The sequence below is a fragment of the Paraburkholderia sp. BL6665CI2N2 genome (assembly GCF_004366535.1).
In the GTDB taxonomy this organism is placed as follows: Bacteria; Pseudomonadota; Gammaproteobacteria; order Burkholderiales; family Burkholderiaceae; genus Paraburkholderia.
This window is the reverse complement of sequence record NZ_SORC01000001.1, coordinates 3,400,232-3,423,814: the sequence shown is the minus strand read 5'-3', so window position 1 is coordinate 3,423,814 and position 23,583 is coordinate 3,400,232. Positions and strand designations below refer to the sequence as shown.

Sequence of the window (23,583 nt, the reverse complement as noted above, 5' to 3'; positions counted from 1 at the left end):
CCGCCTCATCGGCGGTGCGCGGCTTCAACTGCAATGGAGGCGATTCTCGATGAAAGCACATGCGCAACGTCTCATCGCCGCGCGCCTCGGCCTCGCGCTGCTCACGCTGCTGCTGGTGTCCGCCGTCGTGTTCGCGATCACCGGGCTGCTGCCCGGCGACGCGGCCCAGCAGGCGCTCGGCCAGGCGGCAACCCCCGAAGCCGTCGCCGCTCTGCGGCATCAGTTCGGCCTCGACCAGCCCGCGCTGCAACGCTACTTCGTGTGGCTCCTTCACGTGGTGAGCGGCAACTTCGGCACGTCGTTGTCGAACAATCTGCCCGTCAGTCAACTGATCGCGACGCGCCTGCCGAACTCGCTGGTGCTCGCCGGACTGACGGCGGTGGTGTCCGTGCCGGTGGCGCTGTTGATCGGCATTTCGTCGGCGATGTTCCGCGGCTCGCTGCTCGACCGCACGCTGAATGTGTTGACGCTCTCCACGGTCGCCGTGCCGGAATTCCTGATCGCGACGATCGCCGTGCTGATCTTCGCCGTCAAGCTGCGCTGGCTGCCGGCGCTGTCGTATCTGTCGGAAGTGCATTCGTTCGGCGCGCTGCTGCGCATCTACGCGATGCCGGTAATGACGCTGTGCTGCGTGCTCGTCGCGCAGATGGCGCGCATGACGCGCGCCGCGGTGCTCGACCAGCTCAATTCGTCGTATGTGGAAATGGCCCTGCTCAAGGGCGCCTCGCCGGTGCGCGTGGTCTGGCGGCATGTGTTGCCGAACACCGTCGGGCCGATTGCCAACGCCGTGGCGCTGAGTCTGTCGTATCTGTTCGGCGGCGTGGTGATCGTCGAATCGATCTTCAACTATCCGGGTCTTGCGAGCCTGATGGTCGACGCGGTCACCAACCGCGACATGCCGCTCGTGCAAGGTTGCGTCATGGTGTTCTGCGCGGCGTATCTCGCGCTCGTGCTGATCGCCGACCTGTGTCAAATCGTATCCAACCCGAGGCTGCGTCGATGATGAGCCAACCTACCAATCCCCACCATGTTCCTCACGCCGGCACCGAGCTGTACGACGTGCGCCGCGACGAAGTGGTCGTCGAGCCCGCGCCTGTCGAAGTCGCGCCGTTGAAACACGGCGTGTTCAAACGCCTCGTGCACCGCTTCTCGGTGCTCGGCCTGATCGGTCTCTTGATGGTCGCGTTCTGGCTGCTGGTCGCGTTCATCGGACCGCTGGTCGCGCCGTACAAAGGTGGTGCGTTGACCTCGACGGAAATTTTCGGCCGTTATAGCGCGGCGTACCCGCTTGGCACCGACTATCTCGGCCGCGACATGCTGAGCCGGATTCTCTACGGCGCGCGCTATACCGTCGGCCTCGCGCTCGCGGCTGCCGTGCTCGCCAGCGTGATCGGCACGTTCTTTGGCCTGCTCGCGGCGGTCTCGGGCCGCGTGGTCGATGAAGTTCTGAGCCGCCTGTTCGACGCGCTGATTTCGATTCCGAGCAAGGTGCTCGCGCTCGTGGTGATCGCCGCGTTCGGATCGTCCATTCCGATGCTGACGACGGTCGCTGCGGCCGCCTACATTCCCGGCGCGTTCCGCATTTCGCGCTCGCTCGCGGTGAACGTGATGAGCCTCGAATACGTGCAGGTGGCCCGCGCGCGCGGCGAAGGCATCTTCTATATCGCGCGGGTCGAGGTGCTGCCCAACATGATTCATCCGATGCTCGCCGATTTCGGCCTGCGTTTCGTGTTCATCGTGCTGCTGCTGAGCGGGTTGAGCTTTCTCGGCCTCGGCGTGCAACCGCCGAACGCCGATTGGGGTTCGCTCGTGCGCGAGAACATCGGCGGCTTGTCGGAAGGCGCGCCCGCCGTGCTGATGCCCGCTGTCGCGATCGCGACGCTGACCATCGGCATGAATCTGCTGATCGACAACTTGCGGCGTCGCAACCGCAAGCAGGGAGGTGCGTGATGGCTGAGCGGGACATGATCGAAGTAAAGGGCCTGAGAGTCGTCGCGGGTGCCGCACCGGGGCCGGTGACGGAGATCGTCAAGGGCGTCGATTTCTCGGTGAAGAAGGGCGAGGTGCTCGCGCTGATCGGCGAGTCCGGTTCGGGCAAGACCACCATCGCGCTGTCGCTGCTCGGGTATGCGCGCGCGGGCTGCGAGATCAGCGGCGGGTCGGTGCGCATCGGCGAGCTCGAAGTGTTGTCGCTCGATGCGAAGGGACGCCGCGCGTTGCGCGCGCGCACCGTCGCGTACGTCGCGCAGAGCGCGTCGGCGGGCTTCAATCCGGCGCGCACGATCATGGATCAGGTCATCGAGCCGGCGCTGCTGCATCACCTGATGACGAAAGATGCCGCACGCGCCAAAGCGATCGGACTATTCCGCTCGCTCGCGCTGCCCGCGCCGGAAGCGATCGGCGCGCGCTATCCGCATCAGGTATCCGGCGGTCAGTTGCAGCGCTTGATGGCCGCGATGGCTTTGATCACCGATCCGGCCGTCGTCGTGTTCGACGAGCCGACCACCGCGCTCGACGTCACCACCCAGATCGAAGTACTTGCGGCCTTCAAGAAGGTGATTCGCGAACTCGGCACCACGGCCGTGTACGTGTCGCACGATCTGGCGGTGGTCGCGCAGATGGCCGACCGCATCGTCGTGTTGAACGGCGGCGCGGTGAAGGAGAACGGCGCGGTCGCGCAAGTGCTCGACGCGCCCGTGGATGCGTACACGCGTCAATTGCTGGCCGCGACGCGGCGTCCGGAAGCCGTGCTGACGTTGCCGCCAAATCTCGGCAAACACGTGCCGCCGCTATTGGAGATTCGCGGGCTGTCGGCGGGCTATGGACGGATCGACCGGCAAGGCGTGCCTGCCGTGCGCGTGCTCGACGACGTCAGTCTGTCGATTCCACGCGGCAGCACGCTCGGCGTGATCGGTGAATCCGGCTCCGGCAAGACCACGCTCGCGCGCGTGGTGGCGGGCCTGGTCGACCGGGGGCGCGGCGAGGTGCTGTTCAACGGCGAGCCGTTGCACGCGCAAATCTCCCGCCGTACGCCGGAGCAGTATCGGCAGATCCAGATCGTGTTCCAGAACGCGGATACAGCGCTCAATCCGAGCCATTCGATTGCCGATATTCTGGGGCGGCCGCTTGCGTTCTATCACCATCTGCGCGGCTCGGCCGCAAGAAAACGCATGCTGGAGTTACTCGATCTGGTGAAGCTGCCGGCTTCGATCGCCAAGCGTACGCCGGCCGGACTCTCCGGGGGCCAGAAGCAGCGCGTGAATCTGGCACGCGCGCTCGCCGCCAATCCTGCCTTGATTCTGTGCGACGAAGTGACCTCCGCGCTCGACACGGTGGTCGGCGCGGCGATTCTCGATCTGCTCGCCGAATTGCGGCGCGAACTGGGCGTGTCGTACATGTTCATCAGCCACGATATCTCGACGGTGCGCGCGATCTGCGACGAAGTGATCGTGCTGTACGCGGGGCATCGCGTGGAAGCAGGGCAGCGCGACGTGCTGGCGGCGCCGCCGTATCACCCGTACACGGGTTTGCTGGTCGATTCGGTGCCGGCCTTGAAACCCGGCTGGCTCGACGCGCGCCGCGACATTGTCGCGACCGCCTTGCCGGCGATGGGCGAGAGCGCCGACATTGCCGAGTTGTGCTCGTTCCGCGCGCGCTGTCCGGTGCGTATCGACGGCAAATGCAACGTAACGCCGCCTTCGTTGAAGAAGCTGCCTTCGGGCGCGGAGATTCTGTGCCACCATCCGGCCGCCGAATTGAACCGCCTGCAGACCGTGGAGGCGACCGCGGCATGAGCGGACGATTTGTACGCGTCGCGGAAACGGGCCGCAAGACCTTTCCGATCACGGTGGACGGCGTCGTGCGCGAGGCCGCCGAAGGCGACACGCTGATGGTCGCGCTGCTCACCGGCACGCGTACGTTGCGCGACTCCGAATTCGGCGACGGCCGGCGCGCCGGTTTCTGTCTGATGGGTGCTTGCCAGGACTGCTGGGTGTGGACCGCGCAAGGCGAGCGCGTGCGCGCGTGCAGCACGCCGGCACTGCCTGGCATGTCGATCGTCACCAAGCTGGCGGAAGCCGGGGAGGGTGTATGGCCCCGCGCGTAGTTATCGTCGGCGCCGGCCCGGCGGGTGTGCGCGCCGCGCAGGCGCTCGTCGAAGCGGGACTGCGGCCCGTGGTGATCGATGAAGGGCGGCGTGACGGCGGGCAGATTTATCGGCGTCAGCCGGAAGGGTTTTCGCGTAGCTACGAGACGCTCTACGGCACCGAGGCCGAGCGTGCCACGTCGCTGCATCAGAGCTTCGATGCGTTGAAAAGCAGGATCGACTATTTGCCGGAAACGCTGGTCTGGAACATTTCGCCGAACACGGTGCATCTGGTGAGCGGCACGCGGTATCACGAGCTCGCGTTCGACGCGCTGATCGTTTGCAGCGGTGCGACGGATCGGCTGATGCCGGTCAAGGGCTGGCATCAGGCCGGCACTTATAGCCTCGGCGGCGCGCAGGTCGCGTTGAAGTCGCAAGGCTGCGTGATCGGCTCGCGCATCGTGATGATGGGCAGCGGTCCGCTGTTGTACCTCGTGGCCGCGCAGTACGTGAAAGCGGGCGCGCAGGTTGCCGCGGTGCTCGACACTTCGACGTTCATGCAGCGCGTGGCCGCATTGCCGCGTTTGCTGGCGATTCCCGCCGCGCTCAGAAAAGGCATTGCGTTGACGCGCGTGCTGGCTGACGCGCGCGTGCCGGTTCATCGCGGCGTAGTGCCGCTCGAAATCAAAGGCTCGGCGCAAGACGGCGTGAGCGCGGTCGAGGTGACATTGCCCGGTGGCAAGCGCCTCGAATTCAAGTGCGACGCCGTCGCGCTCGGTTATCACCTGCGGCCCGAGACCCAACTCGCGGACCTTGCCGGCTGTCGCTTTCTGTTCGACGAGACCGCTCAGCAGTGGCTGCCGCAAATCGACTCCGATGGCCGCAGCAGCATCAAAGGCGTCTATCTGGCAGGCGACGGCGCGCGTGTGCGCGGCGCGGACGCAGCGGAACGCTCGGGCCGTCTCGCGGCGCTGGCCGCCTTGCAGGATCACGGCCTGCCGGTCGACGGCGTGGAGCACTTGCGCGCCGAACTCGCGCGCTTTACGCGTTTTGCCGCGGGCTTGCGTGAAGCGTTTCCGTGGCCGGCGAAATTCGCCGCGTCGCTGCCGGACGAAACGATTGTCTGCCGTTGCGAAACGATCACGGCAGGCGAGTTGCGTCGCGTGGTGCGCGCGACCGGCGCTAAAGAGGCCAATCGTGCGAAGGCGTTTTCGCGCGTCGGCATGGGTCGTTGCCAGGGGCGCTATTGCGGCCACGCGGGCGCGGAAATCATTGCGGCTGCGGCGTGCGTGCCGCTGTCTTCAGTGGGACGGCTGCGCGGCCAGGCGCCGGTCAAACCGCTGCCGGTGGCATTGACCGAAGCGGTGAGCGAGGCAGTGACCGAAGCGGTGAGCGACGAGGTGATCGAATGAGCGCGACGACCGCGAACGAAGCCGATGTGATCGTGATTGGCGGCGGCATCGTGGGAACGACGACAGCGTTCTTCCTGCGCCGGCGCAACCGTTCGGTGATTCTGCTCGAACGCGGACTCACCGGTCAGCAGGCGAGCGGCGTGAACTTCGGCGGCGTTCGCCGTCAGGGCCGTGCGTTGTCGCAACTGGCGATGGCGAACCGCGCGCTGCGTACCTGGCAACGTTCCACGGAACTGCTCGGCGAGGACATCGAGTTTCTGCCGTCGGGTCATACGCGTGTGTGCTACCACCAGAAGGACGTGGAGAATTTCGACCAGTACGCGATCGACGCCCGCGCCTACGGTCTCGAACTCGAAGTGCTGCACGGCGAAGCGCTGTTCAGGCGCTTTCCGTTTCTCGGCCGCGAGGTGCTGGCGGCTTCGATCTCTCCGCTCGACGGCCACGCCAATCCGCGCCTCGCCGCGCCCGCGTTCGGCCGCGCGGCGGCCCGGCTGGGCGCGCGGGTGATCGAGGACACGGAGATCGTGCGCGTCGAAAAAGACGGTAGCCGGTTTCGCGTGGAAAGCGCGCGCGGCGACGTGTATTGGGCGGCGCAACTCGTGATCTGCGCCGGCGCGTGGGCGTGCCGGCTGACCGAACAGTTCGGCGAATCCGCGCCGCTCACCGCGCGCGGACCGCAAATGTGCGTGACGGAGCCGGTGCCGTACGTGTTCAAGTCGTCGATGGGCGTGTTCACGTCGATCAAGGAGGAGAGCATTTATTTTCGTCAGATTCCGCGCGGCAACATCATCGTCGGCGGCGGTCCTGCCGGTCCCGCCGACGCCGTGACGAGCCGCGCTTCCGTGTTGCCGATCAACACCGTGCGGCAACTCGCGCAAATGCGCCGGCTCGTGCCCGCGTTGGCGCCGCTGCATGTGATTCGCGTGTGGAGCGGCGTGGAAAGCTATCTGCCCGACAGCGAGCCGGTGATCGGTCCGAGCGGTCAGGTCGACGGATTGTTCTACGCGTTCGGCTTCAGTGGGTCGGGGTTTCAGATCGGCCCGGGCGTCGGCGAAACGCTGGCGGAACTCGTCGATACGGGCAGCACGGCGATTCCTCTCGACGCGTTTTCCATCCAGCGTTTCACGAAACAACCGGCGGCCCGCTCGACCATCGTGACGTCATGAAACAGTCCATCAGCCTCAATGCGGCCCGCGCTTTCATCGAAGCGCATTTCGACGAACCGGTGACGCTCGCCCAACTCGCCGCGCTGTCCGCGCTCAGCGTGTCGCGTTTCGCCACGGTGTTCCGGCAGCAATACGGCTCATCGCCGTACCGCTATTTGTGCGGGCTGCGGATCCAGCGCGCGCAGACGCTGCTGCTCGAAGGCGTGCCGGGATCGGTGGTGGCGACGGAGGTCGGTTTCTTCGACCAAAGCCACTTCGGCCGCCATTTCAAGCGATGCTGCGGCATGACGCCCAGCATGTTCATCGCGCGGGCCGCGGCCAATGCGGCGCGGCACGGTGGGGCGAGCGCAGCGAATGGCGCTGGCGGTTTGAGTGGCGCTAGCGGCTTGAATAGCTTGAACGGCACGCCTACTGCGTCGCGCTCAGCTTCCGCCATAACGTCGTCTTGCTGATGCCGAGCGCCTCGCAGACCGCGTCGCGATCGCCGTCGTGCGCGGCGAGCGCGGCGCGGATTTCGTCGGCTTCCACGTGACGGCTGCGTTCGCGCAGGGTCAGCGCGGCTTTTTTTGTGCGCGCGTGCGGCTCGATTATTTCAGGCGCGACCGTGCGCAGCATGTCGCGGGTGAGAACCGGTTCGGCGGTGTGTTCGGACATCGCGCCCGCGTCCGCATCTGCATCGGCTTCGGCATTCGCATCGGCGAGTTCGACCGCGATCCGTTCGATCACGTTCTGCAATTCACGCACGTTGCCCGGCCACGCGTAGCGCTTGAGCGGCTCGGCGAGCGCGGCAAGCAGGCGCCCGGCGGCGGGCGCGTCCGGCAGGCGCGCCGCGAGCCTCGGTTCGCGCGCGGCGGCTTGCAGCAGCAGTTCGACGGCGAGCGGCAGCAGGTCGGTCGGCCGCTCGCGCAGCGGCGGCAGCGCGATGCTCAAAATGTTGAGCCGGTAGTACAGGTCCGCGCGAAAGCTGCCCGCTTCGATGCCCTCGGTCAACGCGCGATGCGTTGCCGCGACCACGCGAATATCCACCCGCGTCGGCTCAGTCGATCCGAGCCGCACCACTTCACGCTCTTGCAGGACGCGCAGAAGCCGGCTTTGCAGCGACAGCGGCATTTCGCCGATTTCATCGAGAAACAGCGTGCCGCGGTGCGCCACTTCGATCAGCCCCGCCTTGCCGCCCTTGCGCGCGCCGGTGAACGCGCCTTCCTCATAGCCGAACAGTTCGCTCTCCAGCAGCGCCTCCGGAAACGCGCCGCAATTGATCGCGACGAAGGCGAAGTCGCGCCGCGCGCTCAACTGATGCATGCTTTGCGCGACCATCTCCTTGCCCGTGCCGCTTTCGCCGAGAATCAACGCAGTGGCGTCCGAGCGCGCGTAGCGTCTCACGAGCGCGCGCACGCGTTCGATCGATTCGGACGCGCCGACGATATCGTCGAGCCGGTAACGCGCGCTGAACTGCTGCACGCGTTGGCGCGAGCGCAAGGTCCGGTCGAGCCGTTCGACCGCGCGCGATTCCTGAAACGTCAGCACCGTGCCCGCCGCCGCGCCGCTGCTCGCCAGCGGCCCGCGATGCACGACATAGCTCACGCCACGCACCGTGCACAAGGTGTCGCCGTCGGCGTCCGGCAGGCTGCCCGCGAGATCGGGCGCGAGTTCGAGCAGCACGCGGCCCACGGCCTTCGCCGCGTCGAGGCCGAGCACGGCGGCAAGGCGCTGGTTCATCGCTTCGACGCGGCCTTGCGCGTCGAGCGCGACGACGCCGTCGCGCAGATGCTGCAGCAGATTGTCGAGCCGTTGACGCCGGACCGTTTCGCGCCGCGTGGCTTGCGCGACTTCGAGCGCGGTGTCGAAGGCCGCGCGCACCGACGCGCGCGAATACAGAAACACCGCGCCCATGCCGGCATTCGCCGCGAGATCGGTGACCATGCCAGGACCGACCACCGCGTCGATGCCGCGATCGCGCAGATCGAGCACGACGCTCTCCGCGTCCTGCGCCGATTGATACGAGGCGAACGTGACGTCGAGCGCGTAGGCGGCGACGAAGCGGCGCACTTCGTCAGGCGTATTGCCGTGTGTGACGAGCGCGACCTTTGCGCCGTCGCGTCGCGCCCGCGCGAGCGCATGCATCACGTCGAAGCCGGTCGGGCTGATCAGCACCACCGGCACCGACACGCGCGTCTTCAGATACGCGCCGTTCGAGCCGCCGGCAATCACCACGTCCGGACGACCCGCGCCCGCGGCGTCGATCTCGCGCACGGCGTCTTCGAAACCATGCGAGACGATGCGCAGGTCCGCGCGTTCCACGTATTCGCCGGCGATATCGAAGAACAGATCGCGCAGTCGGCTGATACTCACGGCCCAGATGCGGGGGCGCTGGGCGGGTTCGAAAAGAGGTGTGCTCAAGGGAGGGCGGCTCGCGAAGAGGCGGGTGAAGTGCGTCTATTATGCGCGCATCCGTTTCTGATTTGAAATCAGCATTTCAGTTGTGAAATCGAATGCCGGTGGATGCGATCGCATGTCTCTCATGAAATCAGGCACTTAGCGCGTGTCGATGCGGCTGGCCCGTTCTTTGCATTTCAGGCTGCATTTAAAAGCATCCCCCATGCATCAGGAGACAAACTCATGAGCGAAGCAGACAACAGCACGCCCAACGCGGGCGCATTCAAGCCGAAGAAATCCGTCGCCCTGTCCGGCGTGACAGCGGGCAACACGGCGCTCTGCACGGTCGGCAAGACCGGCAACGACCTGCATTACCGCGGCTACGACATTCTGGATATCGCGAGCGCCTGCGAATTCGAAGAAATCGCCTATCTGCTGGTGCACGAAAAGCTGCCGACTCAGGCCGAACTGACCGCGTACAAAACGAAGCTGAAGGCGCTGCGCGGGCTGCCCGCCAACGTCAAGGCCGCGCTCGAATGGATCCCGGCCGCCGCGCATCCGATGGACGTGATGCGCACCGGCGTGTCGGTGCTCGGCACCGTGCTGCCGGAGAAAGACGATCACAACCTGCCGGGCGCGCGCGACATCGCCGACAAGCTGATGGCCTCGCTCGGCTCGATGCTGCTTTACTGGTACCACTACTCGCACAATGGCAAGCGCATCGAAGTGGAAACCGACGACGATTCGATCGGCGGCCACTTCCTGCATCTGCTGCACGGCGTGGAGCCGTCGAAGGCTTGGGTCGACGCGATGCATGTGTCGCTGAACCTGTACGCCGAACACGAATTCAATGCATCGACCTTCACCGGCCGCGTGATCGCCGGCACGGGCTCGGACATCTATTCGGCCATTACCGGCGCGATCGGTGCGCTGCGCGGACCGAAGCACGGCGGCGCCAATGAAGTCGCGTTCGAGATCCAGTCGCGCTACCAGACGCCGGACGAAGCCGAAGCCGACATCAGAAAGCGCGTCGAGAACAAGGAAGTGGTGATCGGTTTCGGCCACCCGGTGTACACGATCTCCGATCCGCGCAACAAGGTCATCAAGGAAATCGCGAAGAAGCTCTCGAAGGAAGCCGGCAACAGCAAGCTGTTCAATATCGCCGAGCGGCTGGAGTCGGTGATGTGGGAGGCGAAGAAGATGTTCCCGAATCTGGACTGGTTCAGCGCGGTCTCGTATCACATGATGGGCGTGCCCACGGCAATGTTCACGCCGCTCTTCGTGATCGCGCGCACGGCCGGCTGGAGCGCGCACATCATCGAGCAGCGCGTCGACAACAAGATCATCCGCCCGAGCGCGAATTACACCGGACCCGACGACCTGCCGTTCGTGCCGCTCGCGAAGCGTGTTTGAGGTCGCTTTGAAGCCGCCTTTATTGGCGGCTTCATCGCGGTCGATCGCGCGAGCGCATAACCGCACGCAAGTAAGCGTTTCTCCTCCATTGCGTCTAAAGAGCGCGGCGCAATGAAGTTGGGCCTTGGCTTTCTGAAACCCCGAGCCAGGGCCGTTTTTTGCGGCGCGTTTGCGCGGCCGCCTGCAAACCCGGCCGGCATGGTGCCGCGCGCTAAACTACACGTACTGCCTGACTGGCCCGCCAGGGAAACGCCATAAAAAAGGGGCCGCCGATCGTGATCGGCCGCCGCCATCGTCCCCGGATCATTACTGTCTTGTCCCCTACGCCATGAATACTGTAAACCGCAAACGCCTTCCCGGCACCCAGCTCGATTTCTTCGACACGCGCGCCGCGGTCGACGCGATCCAGCCCGGCGCTTATGACAAGCTGCCGTACACGTCGCGCGTGCTGGCCGAAAACCTCGTGCGCCGTTGCGATCCGGTCACGTTGACCGCGTCGCTCAGGCAGATTATCGAACGCAAGCGCGAGCTGGATTTTCCGTGGTTCCCGGCGCGCGTGGTGTGTCATGACATTCTCGGCCAGACGGCGCTCGTCGACCTCGCCGGCCTGCGCGATGCGATTGCCGCGCAAGGCGGCGATCCGGCGCTGGTCAATCCGGTGGTGCCGACTCAACTCGTGGTGGATCATTCGCTGGCCGTCGAGTGCGGCGGTTTCGATCCGGACGCGTTCGCGAAGAACCGCGCGATCGAAGATCGCCGCAACGAAGACCGCTTCGATTTCATCAACTGGACCAAACGTGCGTTCAGAAATGTCGACGTGATTCCGCCGGGCAACGGCATCCTGCATCAGATCAACCTGGAGCGTATGAGCCCGGTGGTGCAGGTGAAAGACGGCGTGGCGTTTCCGGATACGCTGGTCGGCACCGACTCGCATACGCCGATGGTCGACGCGCTCGGCGTGATCGCGATCGGCGTGGGCGGGCTCGAAGCGGAAAGCGTGATGCTGGGGCGCGCGTCGTATTTGCGCCTGCCGGATATCGTCGGCGTGGAATTGACGGGCAAGCCGGCCGAAGGCATCACGGCGACCGACGTAGTGCTCTCGTTGACCGAATTCCTGCGCAAGGAAAAAGTGGTCGGCGCGTACCTCGAATTCTACGGCGCGGGTACGGCCAATCTGACGCTTGGCGACCGCGCGACGATCGCCAACATGGCGCCCGAATTCGGCGCCACGGCCGCGATGTTCTCGATCGACGAACAGACCATCAAGTATCTGAAGCTCACCGGCCGTGACGACGAACTCGTCAAACTGGTGGAGACCTATGCGAAGGAAGCCGGCCTGTGGGCAGACAGCCTCGTTAATGCCGAATACGAACGCGTGCTGAAGTTCGATCTGTCGACTGTGGTGCGCACACTGGCCGGGCCGTCCAACCCGCATCGCCGTTTGCCGGTGTCGGAACTGGCGGCGCGCGGCATCAGCGGCAAGGTGGAGAACGAACCGGGACTGATGCCCGACGGCGCGGTGATCATCGCCGCGATCACGAGCTGTACGAACACCAACAACCCGCGCAATATGATCGCCGCGGGTTTGCTCGCGCGCAACGCGAACCGGCGCGGACTGACTCGCAAGCCATGGGCGAAGACCTCGCTCGCGCCAGGCTCGAAGGCGGTCACGCTGTACCTGGAAGAGGCCGGGCTTTTGCCGGAACTGGAGCAACTTGGCTTCGGCGTGGTCGCGTATGCGTGCACATCGTGCAATGGCATGTCCGGTGCGCTGGATCCGGCGATCCAGAAGGAGATCTTCGAGCGCGATCTGTATGCGACCGCCGTGCTGTCGGGCAACCGCAACTTCGACGGCCGTATTCATCCGTACGCGAAGCAGGCGTTCCTCGCTTCGCCGCCGCTGGTGGTGGCGTATGCGATTGCGGGCACGATCCGTTTCGACATCGAGAAAGACGTGCTCGGTATCGATGCCGACGGCCACGCCGTCACGCTGAAGGACATCTGGCCGTCGGATGCGGAGATCGACGCGATCGTCGCCTCGAGCGTGAAGCCGGAGCAGTTCCGCAAGGTGTATGAGCCGATGTTCGCGGTTTCCGTCGATACAGGCGAGAAAGCCAATCCGCTCTACGACTGGCGCCCGATGAGCACGTACATTCGCCGTCCGCCGTATTGGGAAGGCGCGCTTGCCGGTGAGCGCACCTTGAAAGGCATGCGTCCGCTCGCCGTGCTCGGCGACAACATCACAACCGATCACCTGTCGCCGTCCAACGCGATTCTGGCGGATAGCGCCTCAGGCGAATATCTGGCGAAGATGGGCTTGCCGGAAGAGGACTTCAATTCCTACGCGACGCACCGTGGCGATCACCTGACGGCGCAGCGCGCCACCTTCGCGAACCCGACGCTGAAGAACGAGATGGTGCTTGAAGACGGTAAGGTGAAAGCCGGGTCGCTCGCGCGCATCGAGCCCGAGGGCAAGGTCACGCGCATGTGGGAAGCAATCGAAACCTACATGGAACGCAAGCAGCCGCTGATCGTGATTGCCGGTGCCGATTATGGCCAAGGTTCGTCGCGTGACTGGGCCGCGAAGGGCGTGCGTCTGGCCGGCGCGGAAGCAATCGTCGCCGAAGGGTTCGAGCGCATTCACCGCACGAATCTGGTGGGCATGGGTGTGCTGCCGCTGGAGTTCAAGCCCGGTGTGAACCGGCTCACGCTGGCAATCGACGGCACGGAGACGTTCGATGTGGTCGGCGAGCGCAAGCCGGGCGCGGACCTCACGCTGGTGATTCATCGCAGGAACGGCGAGCGGGTCGAGGTGCCGGTGACGTGCCGGCTCGACACCGCCGAAGAGGTTTCCATTTACGAAGCCGGCGGTGTTCTGCAACGCTTTGCGCAGGACTTTCTCGAGTCGTCGAAGAAGGCGGCTTGAGGTGGCTGGTTTTTCGGATCGCTTCGCCTGAAGCGGCGAATGCTACAACGCGGGACAGGGTGACATGGCACGCTCTGCCATGTCACCCGCTTACATCGGGACAAGATTTTCATGGCCTACCAACCCCAGATCAAAATTCCAGCCACCTACATGCGTGGCGGCACCAGCAAGGGCGTGTTCTTCCGCCTGCAAGATTTGCCCGAAGCGGCCCAGGTGCCCGGCGCCGCGCGCGACGCGCTGCTGATGCGCGTGATCGGCAGCCCCGATCCGTATGGCAAGCAGATCGACGGCATGGGCGGCGCAACGTCGAGCACCAGCAAGACGGTGATCATCGCCAAAAGCAGCCGGCCCGATCACGACGTGGACTACCTGTTCGGGCAGGTATCGATCGATAAGGCGTTCATCGACTGGACCGGCAATTGCGGCAACCTCTCCGCCGCGGTCGGGCCGTTCGCGATCAGCGCGGGTCTCGTCGACCCAAGCCGCATTCCGCGCGACGGCGTGGCTGTCGTGCGCATCTGGCAGGCGAATATCGGCAAGACGATCATCGCACACGTGCCGATGACCGACGGCGCCGTGCAGGAAACCGGCGCTTTCGAACTCGACGGCGTGACGTTTCCGGCCGCGGAAGTGCAGCTCGAATTCATGGATCCGGCCGCGGAAGAAGAGGGCGCGGGCGGCTCGATGTTCCCCACCGGCAACCTGGTGGACGATCTGGACGTTCCGGGCGTGGGCACGCTGAAGGCGACCATGATCAACGCGGGCATTCCAACCATCTTCGTCGATGCGGAATCGATCGGCTACAAGGGCACGGAGTTGCAGGACGCCATCAACAGCGACGCCAAGGCGCTCACGATGTTCGAGACGATTCGCGCGCATGGGGCGTTGCGCATGGGGCTCATCAAGAACCTCGACGAGATCGCCACGCGCCAGCATACGCCGAAGGTTGCGTTCGTCGCGAAACCGGCTGCGTATGTGGCGTCGAGCGGCAAGCAGATTGGCGCGGGCGATGTCGATCTGCTGGTGCGGGCGATGTCCATGGGCAAGCTGCATCACGCCATGATGGGCACCGCAGCCGTAGCGATCGGCACGGCGGCGGCGATTTCCGGCACGCTGGTGAATCTCGCGGCGGGCGGCGGCGCCAGAGAATCGGTGCGCTTCGGTCATCCATCGGGCACGTTGCGGGTCGGCGCCGAGGCGAGCGAGCGCGGCGGCGAGTGGACCGTCACCAAGGCCATCATGAGCCGCAGCGCGCGGGTGCTGATGGAAGGCTGGGTGCGGGTGCCGCAGGAGCGCTGAGCGAACGTCCGGCTTCGTCCGCAACGGACGAAGCCGGGAAATAACGGGTTTTGATGCAACGGCAAAGCCTAAGACATCAGCCCGAAGCTGGCGAGAACGAACCGAAGACCGAAGAAACAAACTGACGAAAACAGCGGCAGGCCGAAAGCTAGCGACATACACCGCAAGCCGACGGCGCTGGCCTGTGGCCATCGATCGAAAAAGTAGACAGCCGCGCCGGCCAGTACGCGGCCGACCCCGTTCATTGCCGCACCATCACGATCTCGAGATACTCGCTGGGCAGTACGAGCGTCCCGTCGCCGGACCGGTTGCGGCTTTCCATCAGCGTCATCAGATCGAGCTGGAAGGCCGCTTGCCGTTCGCCGTCCATTGCGGCGAATGCCTTGTTCATCGGGCCGTAGTAGGTCCGAAAGACCTCGAGCCAATGCGCCGGCGAGTGGTATCGAAACATGAATTCGCGGCTCGTCACGGCGACACTGCGCACACTGCCATGAAAGAGCTCGTCGAGCCGCGCCCGGGTGCCCCACAGCGCCGGCGACTTGAGACCAGGCGGCGGAGGCAGATATTTGCCGATCGTCTTGAACACCTGGCCGACGAAGCTATCCGGCGTCCAGTTCGCGAGGCCGATCTTGCCGCCGGGTTTGCATACGCGCGCCAGCTCGCCGGCCGCTTTTTCCTGATTGGGCGTGAACATGACGCCGAAGGTCGACATGACGACATCGAACGAGGCGTCCGCGTAGGGCAGCGCTTCGGCGTCGGCTTCGCGGAACTGAACCGCTGTCAGACCTTCCGCATGCGCGCGAGCTTTTCCCGCGTCGAGCAGCGAGGCCACATAGTCGGTCGAGGTGACGTCGCACCAGCGGCGCGCGGCGGCGAGCGTGCCGTTGCCGTTTCCCGCCGCGACATCGAGCACGCGGCTGCCGGCGCGCAAGTCGAGTGCTTCGCACAGGTTTTCTCCGACGATCTGTAGCGTTGTGCCGACCACGGCGTAATTGCCCGTTTCCCACGCGGCGTGCTGGCGCGCTTTGACGTCAGCGAATTCGGAGGTTTGTGATGAAGAAGATTGGACTTCAGACATGAGATGCTCCAGAGAAAAAGTTGTGCGATGCACGCTAGTGTTATTGCGCCAGGGTTTATAAATTCATGTGGTGCCTCCTTAATTGTGGTTAAGTGTTCTATTCATTCAAGATTCCTTAGCATTGTTGTAAGGGATTCGCATGGATGCTAGTATCGGTGCGACTGTTAAATCGGTGAATGACCGGGCGTCCAGATCTTTTGCGCAGGACGCCGAAGTTCGTGGACAACGATGGACGCTCTTTCTGACGTGCTCCGCCTGGTTCGCCTTGGTGGCGCCGTGTATTTAAATGGCGACTTCACCGCACCCTGGTGTTTGTACGGCCAGGCCGACGCGGCATTGTGCGGCAGCTTCCTTCCTCCGGCCGAACGCATCGTCTCCTACCATCTGATCACCGAGGGAGGCTGCTGGGCTTCTCTCCCTGACGAGCCTGACTCCGCTATTTACGTGGCTGCCGGCGAACTGCTTGTCGTACCGCAAGGCGAGGCGCATCTGCTCGGCAGTTCGCTCGACATCGCGCCCGGACCCACTGGCGAACTGCTCGAGAATCAGTTGCGCAATGCTCCGGGACAGTTAATGGCGCTTCGCTACGGCGGGGGTGGAGACCACACGCGTCTGGTGTGCGGCTTTCTCGCGTGCGACGACACGTTGAGCAATCCGGTGCTGTCCGCGCTGCCTCGCATCTTCAAAGTCGACATGCGCAATGACCCGCAGTCCGCGTGGCTCGAATCGTCGTTACGGTTCGCGGCGGCTGAGGCGGCGGAATGGCGAGTGGGCAGCGCGATTGTTCTTGCGCGGCTATCGGAGCTGCTCTTCGTGGAGGCAGTGCGACGCTGCATCGACGCGCTGCCGTCCGATCGGAAGGGCTGGCTCGCCGGTGTGGGAGACCGGTTCGTCGGTCGTGCGCTTGCGTTGATGCATGCGCAGCCGGCACACGGCTGGACGGTCGATGAACTGGCGCGCAAAGCGGGCTTGTCCCGCTCCGCGCTGGCGCAGCGATTCACGCAGTTGCTCGGTCAGCCACCTATGCAGTATCTCGCGCATTGGCGTTTGCAGATTGCCGCGCAGGAGTTGCGTGTTGGGACAAAGTCGCTGGCGGCGGTGGCGGATCAGGTGGGATATGAGTCGGAGGCGGCGTTCAATCGGGCTTTCAAGCGCGAGTTCGGCATGCCGCCGGCCGGGTGGCGGAGGAGCCGGGGCGAGACGGCGGCCACTTCTGCGGGCTCTGCCGGCGCCGCGGCCGCCGCCATGGACGGATCGTTCGACGATCGAGGTGCCTAGAGCGCCAGCCGCGCGAGCGGGTGCGCCGTCCTCACTTCACCCCGTGCTTCGCCTGCCAGCTCTTCATGAACGCGATTTCATCGTGCTGCGCCTTGATGATGTTTCTAGCCAGCCGCTTCAACTCCGGGTCTTTGCCGTACTTCAACTCGACCTGTGCCATTTCGATCGCCCCTTGATGATGCGGAATCATGTGCGCGACGAAGTCCTTGTCGGCGTTGCCCGTATAGTCGGCGCTCATGTCGCGCATCATTTTGTCGTCGGCGGCCTTGAAGGCTTGCGTCGCATCCCCGGTGCCGGCATCCGCCGACTTCGACATGTCCATGCCAGGCATGGCGGCCGGTTGCTGGGCGTGGACAGGCGCGGTCGCGACAGCAAATGCAAAGCCGCTGAACAGGCAAAGGGCACGAAAGGCGTGAAGTTTTTTCATAGTGAATGTCCGTTGGGAAAAGGGTGTCCGTCAGCCTCGCGGCGACGGATGAAAACCCGCCGCCTCGATGGCCTCGATGAGTTGTCCGGCCGCCAGTGTCGACGTAACCTTGACGATTTTAACGGGGACATCGACTTCGAGCCTCGCCGCGGGATCGAGACTCGTGACTGCACGCTTGATTGCGTTGGCGCACCCGCCGCAGGACATATCCGGGACGTCGAATTCCATTTCCTACCTCCAATGAGAAGTCATGACTCCAGCGTGGACCTTCCCACGGCGGTAAGGTCAAGCAGGTTTTCGTCGCTGGTTGAAATCGTATGGGCGCACGCAAAGCCATCATGCGCGGCATCATTTTCAGCTTTACGATTTTGCAAATCTGCATGCTAGACTCCGTACCCATGTCTTACTGGCGCAAACTCTTCATCGTCGTGCTGCTCGTGCTGAGCCTACCGGTTCAGTCGTTCGCGGCCGTCTCCATGAAATGCGGGTCATCGCATTCCGTGGGCGATGCGGCACCCGCGCACGAGGAGGCAGCCGGTGCAATGACCCATCATCTCGACCATGCCGCGATGCTGGCCGAACAAGCCGACCACGCCGACCACGCCGACAATAACGCCGGGGCTCATCTTCAGCATCACAGTCCCGTCGGCGGCGAGCATCATGCGCACGCGTGCTCCACTTGCGCGTCCTGCTGTTTCGGCGGCGCGCTGCCCGTCACGCCGCTTGCGTCCCTGTCCGGCAACGCGGCTCATTTCGCTGTTCCCCTGCCTCCCGCTGTCCGCGTCGCGTCGTTTCTGACCGGCGGCGTCGAACGGCCTCCTCGCATCTCTCTCGTCTAGTTCTTTCGCAGCCTCACGCTGCGTTGTTCCCGTTGTTTCATTCCGACCCGATGGACGGCCGTGTGCCGTGCGTCGTGGCCGTACTTGACGAGACGATTCATGCGAACGTTCATTGTGGCGCTCGGCGCGACGGCATGTCTGCCGGCGCTTGCGCACGCTATATCCCTACTCCCTGACCCGGCCGATCCGGCGGCATCCGTGCCGCCGCTCGATACGCCGTCGGTCCTGGCCGACTATCGGCCGTCCCGTGAGCAGCAGGTGGCGAGCTGGCCAGCGCTCAACCGCGCGGTGACGCAGCCAGCGGGCCGCTCTGGAGCGGGCCATGGCTCGCTGCATTCGGGCACTGCTGAGGCCGAAGAAGACGCTCACAGTTCTCATCGTGAAGGGGCGGCGAAATGAGGCCGTGCCTGTTTCCTGCCGCCCGCACCGTGGCCATGTCCATCGCGGTGACTTTACTTGCGGGCTGCACGGCGTTTTCGAAGGACGGCGGTTTCGGCACCGTGTCGAGCGTTGCATCCGAGCGACTCGGTAAAGACGCCGTCCTGATCAAGACCGAGGACGACCGGAACGCCGTCGCCCAACGCACACAGGAACTGCTGTCCGCGCCGCTCGACATGGACGAGGTTGTCCAGATCGCGCTTCTGAACAACCGCGGTTTGCAGGCTTCGTACGGCGAGCTGGGCATCGCCGAAGCGGACCTCGTTCAGGCGGGACGCTTGCCGAATCCCGGCTTCTCGTTTAGCCGCACGCGCGGTGGCGACGACCTGAGTATCAGCCGCACGTTCACGCTCGGCATGTTGCGCGTGTTGACGATGCCGTTGACGACACGCATCGAAAGCCGTCGTTTCGAACTGGCCCGCTTGCAAGCCGCCAACGCCATGCTCGACGTCGCCGCCGATGCACGGCGCGCCTACATCCGCGCAGTCGCTGCGAAGCAGTCGGCCGCCTACGCGGAGCAGGTGAAGGACTCGGCCGAGGCCAGCACCGAACTCGCACGGCGCATGCAGCGGGCCGGCAACTTCAGCCAACTCGATTACGCGCGCGAGCAGGCCTTCTACGCCGATGCAATGGCGCAAGTGGCACGAGCGCGGCAGCAGTCGGCGTCCGCGCGAGAAAAGCTCACTCGCGTAATGGGCCTGTGGGGTTCGCAAGCGCAATACGCATTGCCCGAACGTCTGCCGGATCTGCCTGCCACACGCCCCGAGTTGCGCGATCTGGAAACGTTTGCGATGCAAAACAGGCTCGATATTCAGGCCGCGAAACTGCAAACGCAAAGCGTCGCGAGTTCACTGGGATTGAGCAAGGCGACGCGTTTCATCAACGTGCTGGACGTCGGCTATCAAAACAATTTCACGACTTCCGACGGACGCGAGCAGGGCTATGAAATCAGTGTGGAGATTCCGCTTTTCGACTGGGGCGGCGCCAAAGTGGCGCGCGCTGAAGCGATCTATATGCAGTCGGCGAATCGCCTCGCCGGGACCGCCATCAACGCGCGTTCCGAAGTGCGCGAAGCGTATTCAACCTACGTGTCCGGCTACGGCCTCGCGAAGCACTATCGCGACGAAGTCGTGCCGATCCGCAAAACCATCTCCGACGAACTGCTGCTTCGCTATAACGGCATGCTCGCGAGCGTGTTCGAACTGCTCGCCGATTCGCGCGACCAGATCGGCGCGGTGAATAGCGCTATCGACGCACTGAAGGACTACTGGCTCGCGCAGACCGATTTGCAACAGGAAGTCGGCGGCCGTTTGCCGATGACCGCGCTCGCGGCGTCGTCCACCCAATCCGAAGAATCCAAAGGTCAATGACATGGTGTCACGTCGACATTTTATGAGCGGCTCGGGCGCCGCTTTGCTGGGAGCCGCACTGGTGAGCAAGGCCGGCGCCGCGTCGCTGCCCGAAGCACCCTCGATGGCCACGTCCTCCATGCAGCCGCCGCGCGCGCCGTCGAACGGCCGGCCGTACGCGCCGGTTGCCACACTCAACGGATGGTCGCTGCCATGGCGCATGAAGAACGGCTGGAAAGAGTTTCATCTGATTGCCGAACCGGTGGTGCGCGAGTTGGCGCCGGGCATGAGCGCGAACCTCTGGGGCTACAACGGTCAGGCGCCGGGGCCGACCATTGAGGCGGTGGAAGGCGACAAGGTGCGCATCTTCGTGACCAACCGCTTGCCGGAGCACACCACGGTCCACTGGCACGGCATGTCGCTGCCCTGCGGCATGGACGGCGTGGGCGGTCTCACGCAGCCGCACATTCCGCCGGGCAAGACCTTCGTCTATGAGTTCCAGCTGGAGAGGCACGGCACCTTCATGTATCACCCGCACGCCGACGAGATGGTGCAGATGGCGATGGGCATGATGGGCGCGTTTGTCGTCCATCCGAAAGATCCGGGCGTGATGCAGGTCGACCGCGACTTCGTGTTCATCATGTCCGCCTACGACATCGACCCGGGCAGCTTCACGCCGCGTGTCAACGAGATGACCGACTTCAACATGTGGACGTGGAATGCGCGCGTGTTTCCTGGCATCGATTCATTGCCGGTGCGCGCGGGCGATCGCGTGCGGATCCGCGTCGGCAATCTGACCATGACCAATCACCCGATTCATCTGCACGGCTACCACTTCGAAGTGGTGGGCACGGACGGCGGCTGGATTCCGCCGTCCGCGCGCTGGCCCGAAGTGACCGCCGATGTCGCGGTCGGGCAGATGCGCGCTATCGAGTTCACCGCGAATCGTCCCGGCGACTGGGCATTTCATTGCCACAAGTCTCATCACACGATGAACGCGATGGGGCATAAGGTTCCGAACATGATAGGCGTGCCGCAGCAAGACCTTGCCAAACGCATTAACCGGCTGGTGCCCGACTACATGGCGATGGGCAGCACGGGGGGCTCGATGGGCGCGATGGAGATGCCGCTCCCCGACAACACATTGCCGATGATGACCGGCACGGGCCCATTCGGCGCGCTCGAAATGGGCGGCATGTTTACGGTAGTGAAAGTGCGCGAGGGGCTGGGCCGCAACGACTACCGCGACCCGGGCTGGTTCAGGCATCCGAAGGGAACGGTGGCTTATGAATATACCGGCGAGTTGCCGGATGGTTGACGTCGACGGTCGCGGGCTGGCCGTGAGGATCGTATTTAACGTGGGAGCGTGTGAGATGAAGAATTGGTTGGCTTCAATGGCGATGGGTTGCATGGTGATGATTTCCGCGTCGGCGTACGCGGCGGGCGAGGCGAGTGAGTCGCAAATGAGTGCGAGCGCCGATGCGCAAACGACGATGTCGCATGGCGAAGTCAGGAAAGTGGACGCGGCGGCCGGCAAGCTGACCATCAAGCATGGGCCTCTGGAAAACCTCGGCATGGATGCCATGACGATGGTATTCAAGGTCAAGGACCCGGCAATCCTCGCGCAGGTCAAGCCGGGCGACACGATCGACTTCATCGCCGACGAGGTGGCCGGAGTGCTGACGGTGGTGAAACTGGAGAAGCGGTAGCGCGCTTCGCGTGAGGGGCGTTTCGGAGCGCTCCTACAGACTGGCCGATGAGCGGTAAGGATAATCCGCGCACACAGTGTCGCGGGGCAGGCAGCATCACCCGCGACACGACACCATCTTTCTCATTGCGCCGAACATGCCGACCCATCCCGCTTCACCATCCGAAGAAACCCTTGATGTATGGTTCAATCAGGCCGAGCAGGCTCGCCTGGCAGGCGAGCTCGACATGGCCCGAACGCTCCTCGACCGAGTCATCGGGCAAGACCCCGGACATGCGGACGCGTTGCATACGCATGGGCTGGTTGCGCTCGCATCGAATCAGCTCGAGTCGGCCCAAAGCTGGGTCGAACGCGCGCTCGAAGTGCGCTCGCACCCGGCGTATTACGGCACCTTATGTATTATCCAGATCAAACTGCGTGCGTATGCAAGCGCTTTGCAAACGGCCGAATGCGGGCTCGCGCTCGAACCGGCGGCACTGCCGCTCTGCTTCTTCATGGCGGTAATCCTCCAAGTGCTCGGACGTTCCGAAGATGCCGCCGTGGTCTACCGTCGCTTGCTCGAACTCCGGCCGGACCATCCACAAGCGCTTGCTAATCTGGGTGTGGTCTTCAAGGATCTCGGCTCGCTGTATGAAGCCGAACGGCATCTCAGTCAAGCCATCGCGCTCGCGCCGTCCTACCTCGGCGCGCGTGCCAGCCTCAGTCAGGTCCTGTTGGCCGCCGGCCGTAATGAAGAGGCCTGGCCGTATTTCGAAGACCGTTGGGCCAATTTCGTGGATGCGGACGGGCGCCCCGTGTCGGCGCGCCCGACGCTGCCGCTGCCTCAATGGAGGGGCGAGCGCCTGGACATCCCGAGTGCCAGCCAGGGAGCGCCCGCATACGGCGCGCGTCTGCTTGTCATCCCGGAGCAGGGCCATGGCGACAGCCTGCAGTTCGTGCGCTATCTGCCGATGGCGCTCGAACGTTTTGCGCGCGTCGGCTACATATGCCCGCCGTCGTTGCGGCGCTTGTACGAAGAATCTTTCGCGCATTTGCCAGACCTCGTGATGCTCGACGACGGCTTGTCCGACCTGAGCGACTGGGACTGGCATTGTCCTTTGATGTCGCTGCCGATGGCGTTCGGCACGCGGCTCGACAACATTCCCGCCGGCGCCTATCTGCATGCGGATGCCGCTCGCTCCGCTTCATGGCGCGCGCGGCTTGCCCTGTTGCCCGATGCCGGCTTGCCGCGCGTCGGCCTGGTGTGGGCAGGTGGCCATTCAGGTCTGACGGAAGACAGGGCACGCAGCTTGACCCCAGCGCAGATCGCGCCGTTGCTCGCGTTGCCCGATGTGCGCTGGATCAGTCTGCAAAAGACGGATGACCCCGCGAAGCGCGCCGACGCAACATGCAACGCGCGTTTGACGGACTGGATGGACGACGTGACGGACTTCGCCGATACCGCCGCGCTGATCGACAACCTCGATCTGGTGATCTGCGTCGACACTTCGGTTGCACACCTGGCCGCGGCAATGGGCAAGCCGGTGTGGCTGCTCAACCGCTTCGCCGGTTGCTGGCGCTGGTTGCGCGATCGCGACGATAGCCCCTGGTACGCCAGCGCGCGGCTCTTCACGCAGTCGCAACGCGGTGACTGGGACGGCGTGCTCGAACGTGTCGCCGATGCTTTGCACAGCTCGACCGGGCGCAAGTTATAGGAAGTCTTACCGATCCTTTGTGCGTTAGCTCACGAAGACGGGCGGAACTTACTCGCCGCGCGCTTCGCAGATGTTATGCTCGGGCGTCGTGAACTT

21 protein-coding genes are annotated in these 23,583 nt (G+C 64.4%); 17 read left to right on the top strand and 4 right to left on the bottom strand.

Annotated features, from left to right (window positions below; translation table 11 throughout):
- Positions 1-49 precede the first annotated feature (49 nt).
- From B0G81_RS15255 to B0G81_RS15225, 7 genes are read left to right on the top strand one after another with little or no spacing between them, the layout of a single operon-like run.
- Positions 50-1,003, top strand: coding sequence for an ABC transporter permease (locus B0G81_RS15255; RefSeq protein ID WP_106282520.1), 954 nt, complete (start codon positions 50-52; stop codon positions 1,001-1,003).
- Entirely contained in the window at positions 1,000-1,950 is a 951-nt protein-coding gene (locus tag B0G81_RS15250; RefSeq protein WP_106282519.1) for an ABC transporter permease, read from the top strand. Before B0G81_RS15255 ends, B0G81_RS15250 begins: the two co-directional genes overlap by 4 nt.
- Positions 1,950-3,794 (top strand): ABC transporter ATP-binding protein, encoded by a 1,845-nt coding sequence (locus B0G81_RS15245; protein ID WP_134136963.1) that lies wholly within the window; start codon positions 1,950-1,952, stop codon positions 3,792-3,794. The genes B0G81_RS15250 and B0G81_RS15245 overlap by 1 nt, the downstream gene beginning before the upstream one ends.
- Positions 3,791-4,105 (top strand): (2Fe-2S)-binding protein, encoded by a 315-nt coding sequence (locus B0G81_RS15240; RefSeq protein ID WP_116122072.1) that lies wholly within the window; start codon positions 3,791-3,793, stop codon positions 4,103-4,105. Before B0G81_RS15245 ends, B0G81_RS15240 begins: the two co-directional genes overlap by 4 nt.
- Complete coding sequence (locus tag B0G81_RS15235; RefSeq protein WP_134136961.1) at positions 4,090-5,496, top strand: FAD/NAD(P)-binding oxidoreductase; 1,407 nt, start codon at positions 4,090-4,092, stop codon at positions 5,494-5,496. The genes B0G81_RS15240 and B0G81_RS15235 overlap by 16 nt, the downstream gene beginning before the upstream one ends.
- On the top strand, positions 5,493-6,662 hold the full coding sequence (locus tag B0G81_RS15230; RefSeq protein ID WP_134136959.1) for an FAD-binding oxidoreductase: 1,170 nt from the start codon (positions 5,493-5,495) through the stop codon (positions 6,660-6,662). The genes B0G81_RS15235 and B0G81_RS15230 overlap by 4 nt, the downstream gene beginning before the upstream one ends.
- Positions 6,659-7,114, top strand: a complete 456-nt coding sequence (locus B0G81_RS15225; RefSeq protein ID WP_116147714.1) for an AraC family transcriptional regulator — start codon at positions 6,659-6,661, stop codon at positions 7,112-7,114. The genes B0G81_RS15230 and B0G81_RS15225 overlap by 4 nt, the downstream gene beginning before the upstream one ends.
- Here the strand turns inward: B0G81_RS15225 and prpR are convergent.
- Positions 7,071-9,062 (bottom strand): propionate catabolism operon regulatory protein PrpR, encoded by a 1,992-nt coding sequence (prpR, locus tag B0G81_RS15220; protein ID WP_134136954.1) that lies wholly within the window; start codon positions 9,060-9,062, stop codon positions 7,071-7,073. The two genes, B0G81_RS15225 and prpR, sit on opposite strands and share 44 nt — an antisense overlap.
- A gap of 219 nt (positions 9,063-9,281) precedes the next feature.
- Between prpR and prpC the strand changes: the two genes are divergently transcribed.
- The 3 genes from prpC to prpF all read left to right on the top strand — a co-directional run bounded on the left by prpC (position 9,282) and on the right by prpF (position 14,676).
- The gene (prpC, locus tag B0G81_RS15215; protein WP_106282512.1) at positions 9,282-10,451 is read left to right on the top strand and encodes a 2-methylcitrate synthase; all 1,170 of its coding nucleotides are present in this window, start codon (positions 9,282-9,284) and stop codon (positions 10,449-10,451) included.
- Positions 10,452-10,779: 328 nt separating this feature from the next.
- Positions 10,780-13,377: a Fe/S-dependent 2-methylisocitrate dehydratase AcnD gene (gene acnD / locus B0G81_RS15210; protein ID WP_134136949.1), complete on the top strand. Its 2,598-nt coding sequence runs from the start codon at positions 10,780-10,782 to the stop codon at positions 13,375-13,377.
- 111 nt (positions 13,378-13,488) lie between these two features.
- Entirely contained in the window at positions 13,489-14,676 is a 1,188-nt protein-coding gene (gene prpF, locus B0G81_RS15205; protein WP_134136944.1) for a 2-methylaconitate cis-trans isomerase PrpF, read from the top strand.
- A 241-nt stretch (positions 14,677-14,917) separates the two neighbouring features.
- On the opposite strand, the gene B0G81_RS15200 is transcribed toward prpF, so the two are convergent.
- A complete protein-coding gene (locus tag B0G81_RS15200) occupies positions 14,918-15,754 on the bottom strand; it encodes a methyltransferase domain-containing protein (protein ID WP_134136942.1) in 837 nt (278 codons plus the stop codon).
- Between the two features lie 228 nt (positions 15,755-15,982).
- Between B0G81_RS15200 and B0G81_RS15195 the strand changes: the two genes are divergently transcribed.
- Positions 15,983-17,032: an AraC family transcriptional regulator gene (locus B0G81_RS15195; RefSeq protein ID WP_134136940.1), complete on the top strand. Its 1,050-nt coding sequence runs from the start codon at positions 15,983-15,985 to the stop codon at positions 17,030-17,032.
- A 31-nt stretch (positions 17,033-17,063) separates the two neighbouring features.
- On the opposite strand, the gene B0G81_RS15190 is transcribed toward B0G81_RS15195, so the two are convergent.
- Both B0G81_RS15190 and B0G81_RS15185 read right to left on the bottom strand, forming a co-directional pair.
- Positions 17,064-17,459: a DUF305 domain-containing protein gene (locus B0G81_RS15190; RefSeq protein ID WP_116122063.1), complete on the bottom strand. Its 396-nt coding sequence runs from the start codon at positions 17,457-17,459 to the stop codon at positions 17,064-17,066.
- A 30-nt stretch (positions 17,460-17,489) separates the two neighbouring features.
- Complete coding sequence (locus B0G81_RS15185) at positions 17,490-17,687, bottom strand: heavy-metal-associated domain-containing protein (protein ID WP_116147724.1); 198 nt, start codon at positions 17,685-17,687, stop codon at positions 17,490-17,492.
- A 110-nt stretch (positions 17,688-17,797) separates the two neighbouring features.
- Here B0G81_RS15185 and B0G81_RS15180 point away from each other — a divergent pair, with 110 nt between their 5' ends.
- From B0G81_RS15180 to B0G81_RS15155, 6 genes are all read left to right on the top strand, one after another.
- Positions 17,798-18,298 carry a hypothetical protein gene (locus B0G81_RS15180; protein WP_347877459.1) on the top strand — a complete coding sequence of 167 codons (501 nt, stop codon included), beginning with the start codon at positions 17,798-17,800 and terminating at the stop codon, positions 18,296-18,298.
- Between the two features lie 99 nt (positions 18,299-18,397).
- The gene (locus B0G81_RS15175; protein WP_134136938.1) at positions 18,398-18,697 is read left to right on the top strand and encodes a hypothetical protein; all 300 of its coding nucleotides are present in this window, start codon (positions 18,398-18,400) and stop codon (positions 18,695-18,697) included.
- Positions 18,694-20,106, top strand: a complete 1,413-nt coding sequence (locus B0G81_RS15170; protein WP_134136936.1) for a TolC family protein — start codon at positions 18,694-18,696, stop codon at positions 20,104-20,106. Before B0G81_RS15175 ends, B0G81_RS15170 begins: the two co-directional genes overlap by 4 nt.
- 1 nt (position 20,107) lies before the next feature.
- A complete protein-coding gene (locus B0G81_RS15165; RefSeq protein WP_134136933.1) occupies positions 20,108-21,403 on the top strand; it encodes a copper oxidase in 1,296 nt (431 codons plus the stop codon).
- Positions 21,404-21,458: 55 nt separating this feature from the next.
- Positions 21,459-21,794 (top strand): copper-binding protein, encoded by a 336-nt coding sequence (locus B0G81_RS15160; RefSeq protein ID WP_134136931.1) that lies wholly within the window; start codon positions 21,459-21,461, stop codon positions 21,792-21,794.
- A gap of 226 nt (positions 21,795-22,020) precedes the next feature.
- Positions 22,021-23,487, top strand: a complete 1,467-nt coding sequence (locus tag B0G81_RS15155; RefSeq protein ID WP_347877458.1) for a glycosyltransferase family 9 protein — start codon at positions 22,021-22,023, stop codon at positions 23,485-23,487.
- Positions 23,488-23,583 lie beyond the last annotated feature (96 nt).

What these genes read in the sequence shown, in the direction of transcription:
- B0G81_RS15255 (WP_106282520.1), top strand. Translation starts at nt 50, where the DNA reads ATGAAAGCACATGCGCAACGTCTCATCGCCGCGCGCCTCGGCCTCGCG.
- B0G81_RS15250 (WP_106282519.1), top strand. Translation starts at nt 1,000, where the DNA reads ATGATGAGCCAACCTACCAATCCCCACCATGTTCCTCACGCCGGCACC.
- B0G81_RS15245 (WP_134136963.1), top strand. Translation starts at nt 1,950, where the DNA reads ATGGCTGAGCGGGACATGATCGAAGTAAAGGGCCTGAGAGTCGTCGCG.
- B0G81_RS15240 (WP_116122072.1), top strand. Translation starts at nt 3,791, where the DNA reads ATGAGCGGACGATTTGTACGCGTCGCGGAAACGGGCCGCAAGACCTTT.
- B0G81_RS15235 (WP_134136961.1), top strand. Translation starts at nt 4,090, where the DNA reads ATGGCCCCGCGCGTAGTTATCGTCGGCGCCGGCCCGGCGGGTGTGCGC.
- B0G81_RS15230 (WP_134136959.1), top strand. Translation starts at nt 5,493, where the DNA reads ATGAGCGCGACGACCGCGAACGAAGCCGATGTGATCGTGATTGGCGGC.
- B0G81_RS15225 (WP_116147714.1), top strand. Translation starts at nt 6,659, where the DNA reads ATGAAACAGTCCATCAGCCTCAATGCGGCCCGCGCTTTCATCGAAGCG.
- prpC (WP_106282512.1), top strand. Translation starts at nt 9,282, where the DNA reads ATGAGCGAAGCAGACAACAGCACGCCCAACGCGGGCGCATTCAAGCCG.
- acnD (WP_134136949.1), top strand. Translation starts at nt 10,780, where the DNA reads ATGAATACTGTAAACCGCAAACGCCTTCCCGGCACCCAGCTCGATTTC.
- prpF (WP_134136944.1), top strand. Translation starts at nt 13,489, where the DNA reads ATGGCCTACCAACCCCAGATCAAAATTCCAGCCACCTACATGCGTGGC.
- B0G81_RS15200 (WP_134136942.1), bottom strand. Translation starts at nt 15,754, where the DNA reads ATGTCTGAAGTCCAATCTTCTTCATCACAAACCTCCGAATTCGCTGAC.
- B0G81_RS15195 (WP_134136940.1), top strand. Translation starts at nt 15,983, where the DNA reads ATGGACGCTCTTTCTGACGTGCTCCGCCTGGTTCGCCTTGGTGGCGCC.
- B0G81_RS15190 (WP_116122063.1), bottom strand. Translation starts at nt 17,459, where the DNA reads ATGAAAAAACTTCACGCCTTTCGTGCCCTTTGCCTGTTCAGCGGCTTT.
- B0G81_RS15185 (WP_116147724.1), bottom strand. Translation starts at nt 17,687, where the DNA reads ATGGAATTCGACGTCCCGGATATGTCCTGCGGCGGGTGCGCCAACGCA.
- B0G81_RS15180 (WP_347877459.1), top strand. Translation starts at nt 17,798, where the DNA reads ATGCGCGGCATCATTTTCAGCTTTACGATTTTGCAAATCTGCATGCTA.
- B0G81_RS15175 (WP_134136938.1), top strand. Translation starts at nt 18,398, where the DNA reads ATGCGAACGTTCATTGTGGCGCTCGGCGCGACGGCATGTCTGCCGGCG.
- B0G81_RS15170 (WP_134136936.1), top strand. Translation starts at nt 18,694, where the DNA reads ATGAGGCCGTGCCTGTTTCCTGCCGCCCGCACCGTGGCCATGTCCATC.
- B0G81_RS15165 (WP_134136933.1), top strand. Translation starts at nt 20,108, where the DNA reads ATGGTGTCACGTCGACATTTTATGAGCGGCTCGGGCGCCGCTTTGCTG.
- B0G81_RS15160 (WP_134136931.1), top strand. Translation starts at nt 21,459, where the DNA reads ATGAAGAATTGGTTGGCTTCAATGGCGATGGGTTGCATGGTGATGATT.
- B0G81_RS15155 (WP_347877458.1), top strand. Translation starts at nt 22,021, where the DNA reads ATGGCCCGAACGCTCCTCGACCGAGTCATCGGGCAAGACCCCGGACAT.